The following is a 16,832-nucleotide window of genomic DNA, read 5'->3' on the forward strand; positions in this document are numbered from 1 at the left end:
TACTGCCCAGGGGTGCCCGTGTCGGGGCTGGCCGGGCACTCCTGGGCAGCAGCTTTGCGAGTACGGTGACCCGGTCGACGCGAGGCCGGATGGCGGACGTGTCCGGAAGCGTCAGGACGCCGGGCCGGACCGGTCAGTCGCGGGCGCGGTTGCGGTGCGACTGGGGTTCGCGGAGTGTGGACAATGGGCCGCCGACAGCGAAGTAGCGCTGCCCGGCGACCAGCAGCTCCTCCGCGGGGAACTTGGTGATCACCTCACAGCCGTCCTGGGTGACGACCAGTTCCTCCTCGATGCGGGCAGCACCCAGGCCGTCGGCGGACGGCCAGTAGGTCTCCAGAGCGAACACCATGCCCGTCTCGAGGACCTCCGGGTGGTCCAGTGAGACCAGGCGGGAGAAGATCGGCTTCTCCCAGATGGACAGTCCCACGCCGTGGCCGTACTGCAGGGCGAACGCGGCCTCCTCGTCCGGGAAGCCGAACTCCTGAGCGGTCGGCCACACGGACACGATGTCCGCGGTCGTGGCACCCGGCTTCACGAGTTCGATGGCCCGGTCCATGTACTCGCGGCACCGCGTGTAGGCGTCGCGCTGCGCCGGAGACGCGCTGCCGACCGCGAAGGTACGGTAGTAGCAGGTGCGGTACCCCATGTGACTGTGCAGGATGTCGAAGAACGCGGGGTCACCGGGCCGGATGATGCGGTCCGAGTAGACGTGAGGGTGCGGGGAACACCGCTCGCCGGAGATCGCGTTCACCCCCTCGACCTGCTCGGATCCCAGGTCGTACAGGGTCTTGCTGACCAACCCGACGCACTCGTTCTCGCGTACGCCCGGGCGCAGGAAGCTGTACAGCGAGTCGTAGGCGGCGTCCACCATGGCACACGCCTGCGTCAGCAGCGTGATCTCCGTGTCGGTCTTGATCCGACGGGCTTCCAGGAACACCTGCTGCCCGTCGGTCACGGTCACGCCGGCGTCCCGGAGCGCGGCCAGGACGGGCATCTCGATGACGTCCACGCCCACGGGCTCTGCGGCCAAGCCGTAGAGGTCGAGTTCGTGGCGCACCTTACGGGCCACCTCGGCCGCGACACCGGCACCGGGGTCGAACGCGCCGCGCAGCGTGGAGATGCCGGCCCGGGCGCCCGACGGGTTGCGCTCGTCGAGCGGGTGGTCGAGCCACGGCGCGTACAACTGGTGGTGCCGCGCCGCCGAGCCGAAGTCCCACACGATGGGTTCGCCACCTCGTACCAGGAGGGCGAACCGGATCAACTTGTCGACCGCCCAGGTGCCGATGTGGGTGGCGGTCATGTAGCGGATGTTGGCGAAGTCGAACGCGAGGACGGCGCCCAGTTCGGATGCCTCCAACTGCTCCCGGAGCCTTCGCAGCCGGTCGTCGCGCAGCCCGTCGACGTCGACCCGCCGCTCCCAGTCGACGGTGTTCAGGCCGAACGTGGAGGTGGCCGCAGATGTCATCGCGTCTCCCCGTCCTCGGGCAGCGCGCGCCAGTCGTCCGGGAAGAAGAAGGCGTCCGACGTCGGCGGGACGGGCGACTGCACCTCGATCCAACGGGCGGGCTCGTCACGCTCGTTGACGAAGCCGTGGGTGCCGTCGGTGCTGACCCACACGAGGTCGCCGGTCTCGGTGACCTCCTCATTGCCGTCGATCCAGCCGCGCATGCCGCCGCCGATGAAGTAGTAGATCTCCTCGAAGGGGTGGTAGTGCACCTTCGCGGCCTTCCCGGGGCCGGAGCGCGGCGCGATGCTGGCGATGAAGGTGGTGTGGTGCTGGGCCCCCAGCAACTGGTCCACCATCATCCGGATGCTGATGTTCTTGATGTTGGGCCCGTGGTACCCGGGCATGGCCAGGTCGCCATGGGGCGCCACGTCCGACTCACTGAAGTGGCCGACGTAGCGGTGCCGGGGGTCGGTCTCCGACGGCCGACCCAGGTGCTCGCCGGAAAGCGGTCGGGTCGAGATGCTGCTGCGCGCACCGTCGAACGTGGGCGGCTTCGGTGCCCGCACCGAGAACCAGCTCAGGCCCTGGTCGCCGGCCGACAGCGAGTGCGAGAGACCGACGGGGGCCACGCCGTAGTCCCCGGCGCCGAGGTCGTACTCCAGGCCGGCGAGCGCGGCGCGCCCGTTGCCCGCCGTCACGAACCACGACTCCTCGAACGGGCAGCGGTTCCATCCGAGCGTCGCACCGGGTGCGAGCTCGTAGAGGGAGATCTCCATGTGGTGAGATCCGTGGATCTCGCCGACCATCAGCGCCTGGCGCAGTCCAGGCACGTCCTTGACGTCGACCCACTCGCGTTCGGAGGCACGTGAGATGTGGTATGCCATGAGGTTCCCTCCACGGTTGGCAGAATGTGGCGGGCTCGAGTGTGCTCGACAGGGCGTTAATCCTTGGCAATCGGCGGCTCACCGTCGTTACGTGATGAACTTCAGGGGACGGGGCGGCTCGGGTCGCGCGGCGCCGAGGCTTCGGACGTGGTCTTCCCGCCACCGCCGGTCACGCACGCCGTGGCCACGATGAGGTCGGTGACCGCAGTTGCAGGGCCGAGCCGTGCGACCCCACGCCGTCCTTAGCCGATGGCATTCATGCTGTGGATCCACTTCGAATTCGCCGAGATTAACGGGGGGTGCCTCTATGTCCTTCGGCAAGCGGCACGCGGGGTTCTGGATTCGTAGAAGGTGCAGTTGCGGAGGGCGAAGAGGGCTCTGATGCGGTGGCGGGCGAGGCGGAGGCGGGCCTGGGTGTGGGTCTTGCCCCGAGCTCTGCAGCGGCGTCCAAGGCGCGGGAGGCGGGGTCGTGCGGGGCTGCGAACGCGGACAGGAACATCGCGCGTTTCAGTCGCCGGTTCCCGGCTCGGGGTGCGTGTTCGCCGTGGATCGAGGTGCCGGACTGCTTGGTGGTGGGGGCGAGGCCCGCGTAGGAGGCGAGGTGGGCGGCCCATGGCAGGTTCGACTTGCGGAAGCTGCCGTATCGCGGTGTCCGGAGAGCCTGGCGGAGCCGCTCGGCCTCCGCCTCGATTCCGAGTTGGCGGCCGGCCTTCTTCAAGATCGAGCACAGCTGGGTGCGGGTGAGCTTGCCGGCCTGTCCCGGGCTCGGGGCGGCGGCCAGTACGAGCCCGGCTGTCTCCGAGCACAGGCCCTCGCGTCCGGGCTGGAAGGCGGTGCGGAATCCGGGGAAGTAGCGCAGGTGGGAGCGGAGCTCGTTGCCGGCCTGCGTGCGGTCCCGGACGGCGTCTGTCGGGGAGAGCGTGAGGCGATGCCGGATGATCTGCGCGGTGGCCGGACCGATCCCGGGGGACGGCGTCCGGTTTCTCGGCCACGGAGCGGGCGTTCACGCCACCGGCGGACGGTTCTGCTCCTCGGCCGTCGTGCGGGGTTGGGATCTTTTCCAGCGTGTAGGCCGCGTAGGCGATAAGTCGGTCGAGTCCTTGGACCTGTGCGGTGACATGGCCACGGTGCCTGGCAGCACCCCCGGCAGCCGGGCGTGGTGGTCCTCAAACTGCCCGGTCAGGGCCTCGATGAGGGGCTGCAGGTGAACGGTCGACTCCCATGGAGTCGACTGACACGGGTTCTTCGACGCTCGCGGCACCGGGCGGACTGACGAAGGCGTACGCACGAAGAGCCCGGCCCCACCGACTTGGGCGGTGGGGCCGGGCTGCACGTGCGAGGGCGGCGGCGTCAGGGTGCGTCAGCCGGCGCGCTCCGCGGGGCTCGCCTGCCGTTCACGCCAGGGACGTGGAGGGACAGGCTCATATGAAGGCCCCCGGGTTACGGAAGTACGCCTTGCCCTGCGGGTAGGAGACCAGCTCGCAGTGCAGTCCCCACGGCGCCAGGAAGTACACCCACCGCTGCCCCTCGTGCGGACCCCTGCTCTGTGTAGGCTCCCCCAGTACCCGCAGTCCGCGCCGTCGCAGGTCAGCCACGGCGGCATCCATGTCGTCCACGTACAACGCCAAGTGGTGGCCGCCGATGTCACTGTTGCGTGGCGGCTCCGGCCTTTGATCGGGTGACGTGTACTCGAAGACCTCCAGGATCGCCTGACCGCCCATCCGGAAGAAGTAGATACGCGGTGCCACCGCCTCGTCGTGCACATTCAGGTGCTCGCTCATCCAGTGGCCCTCGCCCCTCAGCGGTCCGAGCCTGTACAGGTACTCGAATCCGAGCACCTCTTCGAAGAACTCCCGTGCCTGATCCAGATCGGGAACCGTGATCCCGAAATGGTCGACACGAGTGAGTCCGGGGATGGGCGTCAAAGGAACCTCCATAGCTTGCTGTCGGCCGGTGCGGCGCTGATCAGGGAAAGACCACGGTTCTGTTGCCGTCGAGGAGCACGCGGTTCTCGGTGTGCCAGCGCACCGCACGGGACAGCGCCAGGCATTCGACGTCGCGGCCGAGGGTGGTCACCTCGGCGGCGGTCATGGAGTGGTCGACGCGCGCCACTTCCTGCTCGATGATGGGCCCCTCGTCAAGATCCGGGGTCACGTAGTGCGCGGTGGCACCCACGATCTTCACTCCTCTGTCGTGCGCCTGGTAGTAAGGTCGGGCGCCCTTGAAGCTGGGGAGCATCGAGTGGTGGATGTTGATGGCGCGTCCTTCGAGCGTCTTGCACAGTTCGGCGGAGAGGATCTGCATGTAGCGGGCGAGCACCACGAGGTCCACCTCGAGGTCGTTGACCAGGTCGACCAGGTTCTTCTCGCCGGCCTCCTTGGTTTCCGGGGTGATCGGGATGTGGTGGTAGGCGATGCCGTAGGCCTCGGCGAGGTAGCGCAGGTCCGCGTGGTTGGACACGACGGCCGCGACCTCGACGTCCATTCCTCCGTTGAAGGCCCGGAACAGCAGGTCGTTCAGGCAGTGCCCGAACTTGCTGGCCATGATCAGGATTCGTTGTCTCCTGGCGGTGCCCAGCAAACGCCATTCCATGGAGAATTGCTCGGTCACCCAACTGAAGCCCGCGCGCAAGGAGTCCGCCGTGGCAAGGGGGTCCGCAGCCTCGAACTCCACCCGCATGAAGAACTTGTCTGCCGCCCGGTCGGTGAACTGCTGGCTCTCCACGACGGTGCATCCGTTGTGGAGCAGGAACTTCGAGACGTGGTAGACGATCCCTGGTCGATCGGAGCAGGTCAGGGTGAGTACATAGCGCGTGGAGCTCAAACGGATCACGTCCTCAACCGTGAGTCGGATTGCCCGGGCACGCTGCAGTGGGACGCCGTCATACCAGCGGCTGGGTGCGGAGCGTGGCGCGGACGTGGCGCTGTACGTGTCGTTCGACGGTGGGCTTGGCCGATCCGCCGTTCTCCTCGCCGACGACGATCGTCACCTCGCGGCCGTCGATCGCCTCGCCGGCGTCCACCATGGCCAGCGAGGACCAGCCGCCCACGTTGACGGTGTAGCCGGCGTTGGCGGAGATGCCCACCAGCCGTCCGCCGACGAGCACCTTGTCGTAGGACCCGGTGGCGTAGTTGGATACCGGCATCTCCAGGTACTTCGCATGCGGCCCGCTGCCGAACAGGCTGTCGGAGATCAGTTCGGTGGTGTCCCGGTCGTTCCAGCGCAGCCACACCTTTCTGCGGTGCGGCCGGGTCGCCATCCGCTCCAGGGCCGCCCGGCCGATGAATTCGTGGTCGAACCTGATGACGTGTCCGTAACCCAGGTCCCATGGGGTGACGTAGTAGTCCTCGATGTCGTCCGACACGAAGCTTCCGCCGATGGAGGCGTTCGCCTCGAAGCCATCCGCGGACAGCCACTCCCGGAAGGGCCTCATCGCCTCGCCGGTGTATATGGCCGGCACCGGCGCGGGTATCCAGCCGGACTCGATGGCCGTGGACGGGTACGCCCGTGCTCCGCCCTCTCGCAGCCCGAAGTCCTCTCCTGCCTCGAGGAGGGCCTCTCTGACCCGCTCGGAGTGTTCCGACGGACCGACGAGTTCGAGTCCGGTGAACTCGAGCCCGGGGACACCGACCATGGTGTGGTTGAGCGCGCGCACCGGAACGCCGGCTATCTCGAACTCGCCCATGGCGAAGAACCTGATGCGAGGCAGTGGGGCGCCCACCGCCCTTTCGACGATCTTGTGGGTGGCGGGCCCGTTGAGCTGGTAGCGGAAGGTGAGCCGCCTTCCGTCGTTGGCGATGGAGCGCTCGTCTCGGGTCACGGTGACCCGGTAGTTGCCCTTCTCCGCGTGGAAGGCAGCCCAGTTGGGAGCGACCGGCCGGCCCACGAGGCTGAACTCGTCGTCCTCGAAGCCGAACAGGATGGCGTCACCGACGAAATAGCCGTCGTAGTTGCAGACGATGAGCTGTTTCGCCTTGTTCCTGCCGAAGTTCTTGAATCCGTTGACACCCAGATCGGACATCAGCCGCAGTGCGTCCGGACCCTTGAAATAGATGTCCGTCATGTGGTGCGACTGGTCGAACAGTACGGCGGTCTGCTTCCACGCACGCTGTTCGTCCCGCCAATTGGTGTACTCGGCGCGCATGGGATAGACATAGGGTCCCTGCGGCGCATTGCGGAGCATGTCCGCGATGTTTCCGTTCTTTTGGATCTTCTCGTCGAGATTCATGAAGCCACGCCCAATCTTCGGTCCGCGGGTGTTGGGTTTCTTGTCGGTATCAGGTCGCGGAACTACCCGGCCTTCTCCGCAGTGCCGGCGCGGGAGAGCCAGTCGAGTGCGATGTCGACCTGGTTGAACGAGAACAGGTGCAGTCCTTCGATCCCGAGATCGTCGAAGGAGATCTCCTTGCCGAGGGCGAGCAGCAGGTCCATAGGCTCGTAGGCCCGTCCGAGCAGGAGGTTGCCGACCAGGCCGTGCTGCTTGGACAGGAACCGCACGGACTGGCCGACACCGATCTTGATCGAGAGCTCGATCAGCTTCCTGGTCTGCAGCGGGGCCGCGACGCCGATGCGCAACGGCAGGGTGATGCCACGCTCGCGAGTGACGCGCAACCAGCGGATCATGGCGGTGGCGTCGAAGCACAGCTGGCTGACCATGTAGTCGGCGTACTGCTGCTTGCGCACCAGGGCGTCGAACAGTGTTTCGTCGGCTATCTTCGGATGACCCTCGGGGTAGCAGCCGACCCCCAGCCGCTTCAGCGTGTGATCGAACTCGCCGAGTTCCTCGAGGATTTCCCCGGCCTCACCGAACCTGCCGGCGGGTTGCTCCCCGTCACCGCCGACCACGTACAGGTCGTCGACGCCGAGATCGGTGATCCTGCGGATGAATTCGCGTAGTTCCCGGCGATCCTCGACCATTCGGGCTGCCAGATGCGGCACGACCCGGTGCCCCGACCTGCATGCCGCCTCGACGTGGTCGAGGGTCCGCGACAGCCCGAACCTGGGTGAGCAGGTGATGGTCACGGTTGTGCCGGCCGGCACGACCGCCGCCTTCTCCTCCGCACCCTTGAGGGGAATGATCTCGATACTGGAATTTCGGACGATGTCGTCGACCGACGTTTCCCTGCCAGTAGGATGGGTCATTTCATTCTCCACTTTCTTGAGCTGGAGCAGATCAGGCAGACGCGATCGGTCCGCGCCTCGTTCCACGAACCCGCCGTCAGCTATGGGCAGATGGACGAGAGGTTTCCCTCGCGGTTGACGAGGAGACTGGGGCTGATCCAACGCCGCGCCATGACCGTGGGCATACGTGTCGTCATGCCGGATGTACATCGCCGGAGATCGCTTTTTCCTGAACGGAGCGCGGCCCGGCTCCATAGGTGGGGGATCGCGTAGTTGTCAGTGATGGGAGATCACTGTGAGGCGAGATCCTACGGCCCGGATGGTTAGGCACTCGTTAACCGCATCCGGAGGAATTGTCTGCGTCGTTAATCGTCCTTGTCGCTCGGCCGTCATTGATGGACGATCGCGATCGGCGCTGTTCGCGCTGAGTACGGAATTTGAGGACGGAGAGACGGAAATGACACTTGGGATCGGACTGGACGGACGCACGGCGCTCATCACGGGTGGCGGCAGCGGGCTGGGTCTCGCGACGGCCCAGGCACTTCACGCGCAAGGTGCGGCAGTGGCCGTCCTGGGTCGCACCAAGGCGAAGCTGGAGACGGCCACGGAGCATCTCGCCGCGCGTGGTGGGAGCCCGGTGCTCTCCGTTGTGGCGGATGTCAATGACGACGAGGCCGTGGTGGACGCGATGCGTCAGGTCCACGAGTGGCAGGGACGACTGGACATCGTCGTCAACTGCGCCGCTCCGCTCCTGGCCGTCAGCCCGTTGGCGGACGCCGAAGAGGCCGCCATGGCCGACGCCCTGAACGCCAAGGCCGTCGGCTATCTACGGGTTGCGCGCGCGGCCCTCCCGTTCATCGAGAAGGGCGGCACCGGACGCATCATCAACGTCGCCGGCATGGCCGCGCACGTGCTCGTCCCGAACATCGGTGTCGCCGCGGCGGTGAACGCCGCCGTCGTCGCCTTGACCAGCTACCTGGCTGCCGAAGCGGCCTCACAGGGTGTGCTGGTGAACGGCATCTCACCGGGTATGACTCTTACGCAGGTCTGGCGCGACCGTCATGAGGCCACCGCGAAGGCGAAGAACCTCACCGCCGAGCAGGTCCGGGACGGCATGGTCGACAGCCTCGGGATCCGCCTCGGTCGCTGGGGACGCCCGGAGGAGATCGCGGCCGCGGCCGTGTTCCTGGCCTCGGACCTCGCTTCGTATGTGACCGGACAGGTCCTCCAAGTCGACGGCGGTCTCGGCAAGTCCGTCATTTGACCGCCGGTGAGGGAGCTTCGCATGAAACAGGTGTCCTTCGCCGGTCTGGGCAACATGGGTAAGGGCATGGTCCGCCGCCTGTTGGCGGAGGGCATCGGGGTGACGGTCTGGAACCGGTCGCCCGAGGCCGTCGATGACCTTGTCGCGCTCGGCGCCGAGCGTGCCGAGTCCGTGGCCGAGCTGTTCGCCGCCGGGCCGGTGCTGTCCGCGTTGGCTGACGACGCCGCGGTCGCCGCGGTCTTCAACGGCGGGGTACTGTCCGAGGCCGGGCCGGACGCCGTCCACGTCGGGATGTCCACGATCTCGGTGGACGCCGGGCGGGCCATGGCCGAGAGGCACCGGACCGCCGGGGTCGGCTACGTGGCGGTCCCGGTGCTGGGACGTCCGTCGGTCGCCGAGGCGGGGCAGCTGAACCTCCTCGCCGCAGGGGATGGCCGGTTGATCGATTTTCTGGAACCGGTGTTCTCGGTGCTCGGCCGACGGACCTGGCGGGTGGGCGACGAGCCGTGGCAGGCGAACGTCGTGAAGATCACCATGAACCTTCTGATCATCCACGCGCTGGAGGCGATGGCCGAGGGCTTCACGCTGGCGGAGCGCCACGGGGTCGACACGCACGACCTGCACGAGCTGATCTCGGGGACCCTGCTGCCGGGCCCGGTGTACCAGGGATACGGCAAGCTCATGGCGGACCGCGCGTACCTGCCGGCGGGCTTCCGCACCACCTTGGGTGCGAAGGATCTCGGTCTGGCCGAGGCCGCCGCCGGCTCGGTCGGGCTGGAGCTGCCCGCGATGCCCGCACTGCGACGGACCTTCGAGGCCGCGATCGACCGGGGCAAGGCCGACCACGACTGGGCGTCGATCGTGGAAGTGCTGCGGCATGACTGACCGGCGGACGCAAACCACCACCATCCGGCCCAAGGAGGTCCTGCCATGGCACTCGTGCCCCTGGTGAACAAGGAGCAGATCGATCCGACCGATCTGCCGCTGATCGAGGCAGGGGAGGAGTCGTTCGGCACGCTGCTCAACACATGGCTCGCCATTGCCAACAGCCCCGGCATGTTTGCGACGTACCTGCCGTTCGTCCGGGCGGTCAGTGGTCCCGGCGCACTGGACCAGCGCATCAAGGAGCTCTCCGCGATCTACGTTTCGCTGCTCAACCACTGCCGGTACACCACGAGTCACCGCTGCTACTCGGCTTTGGCCAAGGGCGTGAGCGAGGCGGACCTGGAGCGAGTGGCCGCTGGTGACTTCGCATCGTTGAGCAGCAGGGAGCGGTTGGCCCTGCGGTTCACGCGTGCTCTCACGGTCGACATCCCGGTGACCGGGCGCGGTGACAGTGTGACCGGCGTCGACCCTGAGTTGCTGTCGCAGGTTCGGGACGGGTTCACACCGCGGGAGCTCGTCGAACTCGTGATGTCCGTCGGCCTGTGGAACGCCCTTACCCGGTTCCACCGGGTGATGGACTTCGACCTCGATCTCGGTAAGCCGCCGGCCGCGGTGGACGCCGCCGTCTGAGCATCTGCATCACCTCAGGGCCGGTACCGCGGCAGTTCCGCGGTACCGGCCTGGGGGCTGGTGACGGGACGCGCTCCGCCTCGCGTGGGGCCCCGGCACACACAAGTCCGGCCCCTGCCACGTGATGTGGCAGGGGCCGGATGTCGTAGCGGGGGCGGGATTTGAACCACGCGACCTCTGGGTTATGAGCCCAGCGAGCTACCGAGCTGCTCCACCCCGCGTCGGTGAGTCCACCATACGTCATCCGGGCGGGCGGGGCTGACATTTACCGTGGCGAGTCCGGGAGGCGTTTTGCCGGTGTCCGTCAGCGGATACCGGAGCAGGGTCTGCGCCGGCCCTCTACCGACCTGGCCGACGACCTCACTGCGCGCACGGCTCGTCTCCCACGAGTCCTGACCTTGTTCCTTGGTGCGGCGGCCGCGCCGGCGACCGGGGGGTGGGATGGTCGCGGCGCGGCCGTACTTAGTTGGCTGCCCCGCATGGCCGCAGCCATGCACCCGCCGCCCGACCGCACCGGTGGCCGGGCGCCGTGCTCGGGGATACGGCGCCCGGCCTGTCGACGGGAGGAACCCGTCGCGGCTACGGCGAGCGTCCCGCCACCGCCCTCGGGGCGATGGCGCGGCGCGCCCAAGGGACCGGACGGATCGTCCGGGTGGACCATGGCGGCGGCCGTACGCAGCCCACAGGGGACTGCGTACGGCCGCCGCGGTCCCCGGGGAGGCCGTGGCCGCTATACCCGTTTCAACGTGACGTCGTGGGTGACGGTGGCTCCCTTCTCGAGCCGCACGGTGGCCACGGTCGGCCGGTAGCCGTCCTTGGCGACGATGACGGTCAGCGGGTTGTTACGGCTGTCGAGCCACAGCCCGAAGGTGCCGTCCGCGCGCGTCGTCTGCGTGTAGGAGCCGGCCCAGCCGTCGATCTGCACGGTCGCGCCCGCCAGGGGAGCCGTGCCTCCTGCCGGGGTCGCCCCGAGGATCGTTCCGCTGATGGCGCCCCAGGTCCTGGGCGGGTCGACGTGCAGGGACACGGGGATGTCGGGCAGCGCGTAGGGGGTGTCGGTGAACAGGGCCAGCCGGGCGCCGTAGTCGCCGGGCTGCGCGACCTCCAGTTCCGCGGTGTCGAAGGTGAGCGTGAGCACCGTCTTCTGGCCGGGGGCCAGGGTGATCTTCTTGGCGGACTCGCCGAGCCAGGTGACCTCCGACAGTCCCGTCTGGTCGTAGCCGGGCAGGAGCTCGACGGTGGTGGTGGGGGAGAGCTCGTACGCGTCGACGGTGCCGCCGACCTTGTAGAAGCCCGTCGCGCCGCCGCTTCTGAACGTGCTGGTGTTGGCGTTGGGCAGGGTGCTCCACGTGCCGGTCGCGGGGTCGAGGGCGAAGCCCTGGTTCGTCAGCTGACTGTCGTCGGTCACTCCACTGGAGATCAGCAGCAGTCCGTTGGCCGCGGTGTACGCCGCCCCCCACAGCGGGATCGGCATGTCGGGCAGGGCCGACCACTTGTCGGTGGCGGGGTTGTAGACGTACGCGGAGGAGACGGCGGCGGCGCCTCCGCTCTCCCCGCCGGCGCAGTAGATCCTGGTTCCGATGGCGGCGCAGGACTGCCAGGCGATGGGCTCCGGATACGGGGCGATCTCGGACCAGCGGTCGTCCCGGGGATCGTAGACGGAGGCGTCGGTCGTGCCGCAGCTCGTGGCCGCGCAACCGCCGATCGTGTACAGCTTGCCGTCCAGGACGGTGCTGCCCGATCCGGCGTAGGCCTTGGGCGCCTTCGCGCCGCTGGTCCAGGTGTTGCGGACCGGGTCGTAGACGTCCAGGCCCGGGTCGATGCCGCCGGTGCTGCTGCCCCAGCCGCCCGCGGCGTAGAACTTGCCGTCGATGAAGCCGTGCGCGGGAGCGCGGCGCGGGTGCGGGGACGAGGTGAGCCGGGTCCAGGTTCCTGTGTCCGGGGCGAGGCGGTACAGGTCGCCGGTGTCGTCCTCCCCGTCGTACCCGTAGGCCGAGTAGACCTTGCCGTCGTAGGTGTCGACGACGTTGTCCATGATGGCCGTGGGCAGGTCGGCGACGGGCTTCCAGGCGTCACCCGAGGGTCCGGCCGTGGCGGGGGCAGCCGCGTGTCCGGCCGTCCGCGTGGTGCGGCCGTCGATCTGCGCGGAGTGCCCGTCGGCGCCGGAGGACGGGAGCAGACGCTGGGTGACGCGGTGGAGAGGTGCGCCCTCGTCGGCGTCGCCGGAGCCCGCCCGTTCCGCCAGGGTCAAGGTGGCCTGCGCGCCCCCGGTGTTGGCGACGGTCAGTTTGTGCGTCGCGCTCTTGCCCAGGACAGCGGTCGCCTCGATCGGGTCGGTCGTCAGGGACAGTTGACCCGCCGCGAGTTCCCACGACGAGGCGACGGCGGTGTCGGCGCGAGCCGCGACCGTCTTGGTCCGCTCGGTGTAGCGCGGCGTCGATGCCGTGAGGGCGTGCTTGCCCGGCGGCGCGGTCAGCGTGAAGAAGCCGTCGCCGAGGTTCGGGTCGTCGGGTGTCGACGCCGTGATCGCGCTCAGGCTGGGCTCGTCGCGGTCGGTGACGGTGGCGGATGCCAGCCCCGTGCCCGTGTTGGCGTCGGTGACGGTTCCGGTGATCAGGCCGGACGGGGTGGGGGTGAGTTCCCGGCCGCCGATGAAGACGTTGTCCACGGCCCACCACAGGGCGTAGGAGGCGGCGTAGTGGAACCGCAGCCGGACCGAGGGCTCGCCCGCGTACCCGGCCAGGGGCACCTCGAGGTGTGCCGGGCCGGCCGCGTCGTTGGTGAGGGACCGGATGTTCTTCCAGGTGTGGCCGTCGTCGGTGCTCGCGTCGAGGTCGGCGGTCTGACCGAAGAAGGGCATCAGGTCGGTGTCGAAGGCCAGCTCGGGGACCGCGACGTCGGTGAAGTCGAACCGCGGACTGACCAGGCTGGAGTCCTGGTTGGCCGGGTAGCCGTAGTGGTCGCTGTCGACCACCGCGAAACCGCCGTCGCCGCCGGTGGTGTTGGAACGCGATCCCGGGTCGTCGAACGCCCAGCCACCCTGCGTCCCCTCGGCGTTGACCACCGACCAGCCCTCCGGCGCGGAGTCCGTCGAGGCGAACTCCTGCGTCGGGCCGGTCAGCTTCGGCGCGTAGGCGGGGGCGCCGGCCGACCAGACGTCGGCGGGTACCGGGATGTCGAGCTTCTGCGCCGCCGTTCCTGCCGCGAGGTGCCGGGTGACTTCCTCGTAGCCGGGGAGGGAGGCCGTGATCCGCAGGGTGTGCGCACGGTTCTGCGGGAGCTTGACGCTGTACGCACCGGTCGTGGGGTTGGTCCACACCGGGCCGGCGGGCGAGCCGTCCACGGCGATCTTGGCGTAGAGCGGCCAGCCGTGGCCGGAACCGTCGGTGACCTTCCCCGTGACCGTGCGGCTGGGCACCGTGTGGAGTGCGTAGTCCCTCGTCAGGGCGGCCCCGTCGGCGATCGTGACGTCCGGTGTGGACACGGTCGCATAGCCGAAGGCCTCGACGCCGATGTCGTAGGTTCCGGCCGGCAGGGAGAGCGTGTAGGCCCCCGAGGCGTCGGAGTGCACCACGACGTCACCGCCCGAAATCGCGGCCCCGGCAACCGGCTTGCCGGTCCCGGAGTCGGTGACCGTCCCGGAGACCTCCCCACGCGGCCCGCCGCGGAACGCGCCGAGACCCCGGGGCGTGCCCAGTCCGGTCGGTCCGTCGTATCCCTGCCCCGCGGTGCACAGGTAGGCGGGGTCGCACTCGCCGTTGGCCCCGCTGGTCACGTCGTTGAGGCCGCCGACGGCGGAGTAGGGGTAGGAGTTGGGGTAGCTGTCGGCCGCCGGCGTTCCGGCCGCCGCGTAGACCCCGGCGATGATCGGCGTGGCCGCGCTGGTCCCTCCGTAGACCTGCCAGCCGGTCTGCCCGTACGTCTGGTAGACCGCCACCCCGGTGGCGGGGTCGGCGACGGCCGAGACGTCCGCGACGGTACGCCGCGGGCAGCCGGTGTCCTTCTGGAAGGCCGGTTTCGCCTGGTAGGCGGAGCAGCCCGAGCCGGTGCCGTCGTTCCCGTTGCTCCAGACCGACTCCGACCATCCGCGGGGACTGCTCGGGTCACGGGCGAGGGAGGTTCCGCCCACCGAGGTGACGTAGGGGGAGGCGGCGGGATAGGGGACCCCGTAGTTCAGGTCTCCCGAGGCGACGACGATGGCGACACCGGGGTGGTCGTAGTGCGTGTCGGTGGTCTCGGCGGGGTCCTCACCGCCACCGGGGTAACTGTCGTAGTAGGAGCCGTAGGAGTTGGAGACGAACTTGGCGCCGAGCTCGACGGCCTGGTCGACGGCCGCGCCGAGGTTCTCGCGGTCGGCGCTGTCGGCCTCGACCAGCAGGATGTGCGCGTTCGGCGCCACGGCAGAGACCATGTCCAGGTCCAGCGAGATCTCCCCGGCCCACTCGGGATCGGGCTGCGGGTAGTCGGTGCCGCCGCGCTGGTCGACCTTGCGGAAGCAGCCGTTGCCGGTGGTGCAGGCCGGCAGTCCGTACTGCTGCCGGTACACCGCTAAGTCCTGCTCGGCGGTGGGGTCGTCGTACGCGGCGACCACGGCGACGGTCTGGCCGGCGCCGCCGTTGGACGGGAGGTCGTAGGCGCTCCGCAGATCGCCGGGGCCGTACCCGGCCGGTTCCGACGACCGCCTGGCGGTGGCGAGGTCCGTGCGGCGCAGGGCGAAGCACGCGAACTCGTTCTTTTCGGGTGTGGAGCAGGAGGGCTCCATGGACAGCCCGTTGTCCCTGCCGGTGTCCGCGACCTCGCGTGTCGTCCCGGTCGGCGTCTGTGTGGCGGCCGATGCCTGCGTCCCCAGCAGGGTGAGCAGCGACAGGCTCAGTACCGTCAGGCCCGCGGTGAGTCTGTGCCGTCCGAAGCGCGTGAGCTTTCTCGATATGTGCAAGTAAGTGATCCCATCTGGACGGTGATGCGCCATCAGCTGTGTCGGCGGTGGCGAATGAATCCATTCACTGCGGGGCCATTAGACATCGTTTCTGCTGGCTGGGTGGCTGGTTGAGCGGATCTTGGCGGAGCGGCCCCAGGGCGGTGCGCAGCGTCGGGCGGGCGACCGGGAGATGCCGGCGGCGGCCGTCGCGCATGCGGATGCCGGTCCCGCGGCGGGCCTGGATGGGGGAGAGTGCGTGGCGGGGTCGGCATCATGCCGCACCGGCCCGAAATCCTCCACGCAGGGGTGATTCGATGCTTATGCCCGAATGAATCGCGTGAGAACTCGGAAAATTCTCGGCAGGATGTGCATCCCTTTGCGCCCCTCGGGAGTCCTATGGGCTGGCGGCTTCGTCATGCCGTCAACCCATAGGAACATTTGGGGTATACACTTTGAAAAACGGTATAAAGATCACATCCCGCGTGTCTGCGGTGACGATCACTGCGGGAGCAGTGCTGTCCGCCGCAGCACTCACCGTCCCGGCCCAGGCCGCGACGCTTACGGTGCCCACGATCACCGCCAAGGGCGGCTTCGTGATGAACAACGCGACGGGTAAGGCCCTCTACTCGAAGGCCGCCGACACCCGCCGTTCCACCGGCTCCACCACCAAGATCATGACCGCTCGCGTCGTGCTCGCCCAGCCGAATCTGAACCTTGACGCCAAGGTCACGATTCAGAAGGCGTACAGCGACTACATCGTCTCCAAGGGCGCCTCCTCGGCGCACCTGATCGTCGGTGACAAGGTGACGGTCCGTCAGCTGCTGTACGGGCTGATGCTCCCGTCCGGCTGCGACGCGGCCTACGCTCTCGCCGACAAGTTCGGCAGCGGCTCCACGCGGGCCGCACGGGTCAAGTCGTTCATCGGCAAGATGAACTCGACGGCCAAGAGCCTGGGTCTGAAGAACACCCACTTCGACTCGTTCGACGGCATCGGGAACGGGGGGAACTACTCGACTCCCCGCGACCTGACCAAGCTCGCCAGCAGCGCGATGAAGTACTCCACCTTCCGCACCGTCGTGAAGACGAAGGCGACCAAGCAGAAGGTGACCACGAAGAGCGGTGGCTACCGCTACATGTCGTGGACCAACACCAACACGCTGCTGAAGAGCTACTCCGGAACCATCGGTGTCAAGACCGGTTCCGGCGCGGTTGCGAAGTACTGCCTGGTCTTCGCCGCGACCCGGAACGGCAAGACGGTCATCGGTACCGTTCTCGCCTCCTCCTCGGCGACCAGCCGTGCCTCGGACGCGACGAAGCTGATGAACTACGGCTTCAAGAAGTAGGCAAGCCCACCATGGTGAAGGGTGTGCCCACGACCGCACGGTCGTGGGCACACCCTTCGTCGTTCGCCGGCGGACCCGCCCGGCCGGCATCCTGCGCGGCGACCGGATGTCCGTCCCGGAAGTCGGAGGTAATGGGGAATAGGCAATCCCGTGCCCGCCGTACGGCCAAGTCGCCCGCGGGCGAGTGAAACATCAATGGGTGAATAATTGACGTGATTTTGCCCGGCGGTAACGACCCGGCCGGGGTCGCGCACGGAAACCGGGAAAAGCGGGGATGTCGGCGAATACCCCGGTACGTCGCGTGATTGGGGCCAGATGGCCGCAAGCGGGGCACACGGGC

The 16,832-nt window shown here is 68.3% G+C and carries 11 protein-coding genes, 1 tRNA gene and 1 pseudogene; 4 read left to right on the top strand and 9 right to left on the bottom strand.

The window, feature by feature from the left end; translation table 11 throughout:
* Nucleotides 1–133: 133 nt before the first annotated feature.
* The 7 genes and pseudogenes from AC1VWI_RS42210 to AC1VWI_RS42240 form a co-directional block, all read right to left on the bottom strand.
* Nucleotides 134–1,465, bottom strand: coding sequence for a M24 family metallopeptidase (locus tag AC1VWI_RS42210; protein ID WP_499516363.1), 1,332 nt, complete (start codon nt 1,463–1,465; stop codon nt 134–136).
* Nucleotides 1,462–2,331: a cupin domain-containing protein gene (locus AC1VWI_RS42215; RefSeq protein WP_499516364.1), complete on the bottom strand. Its 870-nt coding sequence runs from the start codon at nt 2,329–2,331 to the stop codon at nt 1,462–1,464. The genes AC1VWI_RS42210 and AC1VWI_RS42215 overlap by 4 nt, the downstream gene beginning before the upstream one ends.
* Before the next feature lie 305 nt (nt 2,332–2,636).
* Nucleotides 2,637–2,956 (bottom strand): annotated as a pseudogene (locus AC1VWI_RS42220) (transposase); the annotation flags it as partial.
* Nucleotides 2,957–3,752: 796 nt separating this feature from the next.
* Nucleotides 3,753–4,256 (bottom strand): VOC family protein, encoded by a 504-nt coding sequence (locus AC1VWI_RS42225; RefSeq protein ID WP_499516365.1) that lies wholly within the window; start codon nt 4,254–4,256, stop codon nt 3,753–3,755.
* 40 nt (nt 4,257–4,296) lie between these two features.
* A complete protein-coding gene (gene purU, locus AC1VWI_RS42230; protein WP_499517049.1) occupies nt 4,297–5,154 on the bottom strand; it encodes a formyltetrahydrofolate deformylase in 858 nt (285 codons plus the stop codon).
* Between the two features lie 58 nt (nt 5,155–5,212).
* Complete coding sequence (locus tag AC1VWI_RS42235; protein ID WP_499516366.1) at nt 5,213–6,559, bottom strand: aminomethyl transferase family protein; 1,347 nt, start codon at nt 6,557–6,559, stop codon at nt 5,213–5,215.
* Nucleotides 6,560–6,621: 62 nt separating this feature from the next.
* Nucleotides 6,622–7,539, bottom strand: coding sequence for a methylenetetrahydrofolate reductase (locus AC1VWI_RS42240; RefSeq protein WP_499516367.1), 918 nt, complete (start codon nt 7,537–7,539; stop codon nt 6,622–6,624).
* 232 nt (nt 7,540–7,771) lie between these two features.
* On the opposite strand from AC1VWI_RS42240, the gene AC1VWI_RS42245 reads away from it, so the two are divergent.
* Genes AC1VWI_RS42245 through AC1VWI_RS42255 form a run of 3 tightly spaced genes read left to right on the top strand, consistent with a single transcriptional unit; the run spans nt 7,772 to nt 10,231 of the window.
* Complete coding sequence (locus AC1VWI_RS42245) at nt 7,772–8,716, top strand: SDR family NAD(P)-dependent oxidoreductase (protein ID WP_499516368.1); 945 nt, start codon at nt 7,772–7,774, stop codon at nt 8,714–8,716.
* A 21-nt stretch (nt 8,717–8,737) separates the two neighbouring features.
* Nucleotides 8,738–9,601 carry an NAD(P)-dependent oxidoreductase gene (locus AC1VWI_RS42250; RefSeq protein WP_499516369.1) on the top strand — a complete coding sequence of 288 codons (864 nt, stop codon included), beginning with the start codon at nt 8,738–8,740 and terminating at the stop codon, nt 9,599–9,601.
* 45 nt (nt 9,602–9,646) lie between these two features.
* Nucleotides 9,647–10,231 (top strand): carboxymuconolactone decarboxylase family protein, encoded by a 585-nt coding sequence (locus tag AC1VWI_RS42255; protein WP_499516370.1) that lies wholly within the window; start codon nt 9,647–9,649, stop codon nt 10,229–10,231.
* Between the two features lie 146 nt (nt 10,232–10,377).
* On the opposite strand, the gene AC1VWI_RS42260 is transcribed toward AC1VWI_RS42255, so the two are convergent.
* Nucleotides 10,378–10,452, bottom strand: a tRNA-Met gene (locus tag AC1VWI_RS42260).
* 509 nt (nt 10,453–10,961) lie between these two features.
* Nucleotides 10,962–15,167 carry a carboxypeptidase regulatory-like domain-containing protein gene (locus AC1VWI_RS42265; RefSeq protein WP_499516371.1) on the bottom strand — a complete coding sequence of 1,402 codons (4,206 nt, stop codon included), beginning with the start codon at nt 15,165–15,167 and terminating at the stop codon, nt 10,962–10,964.
* A 473-nt stretch (nt 15,168–15,640) separates the two neighbouring features.
* Here AC1VWI_RS42265 and AC1VWI_RS42270 point away from each other — a divergent pair, with 473 nt between their 5' ends.
* Nucleotides 15,641–16,492, top strand: a complete 852-nt coding sequence (locus tag AC1VWI_RS42270) for a D-alanyl-D-alanine carboxypeptidase family protein (protein WP_499517050.1) — start codon at nt 15,641–15,643, stop codon at nt 16,490–16,492.
* Nucleotides 16,493–16,832 lie beyond the last annotated feature (340 nt).

This window comes from Streptomyces sp. TOM-9 (assembly GCF_056858595.1).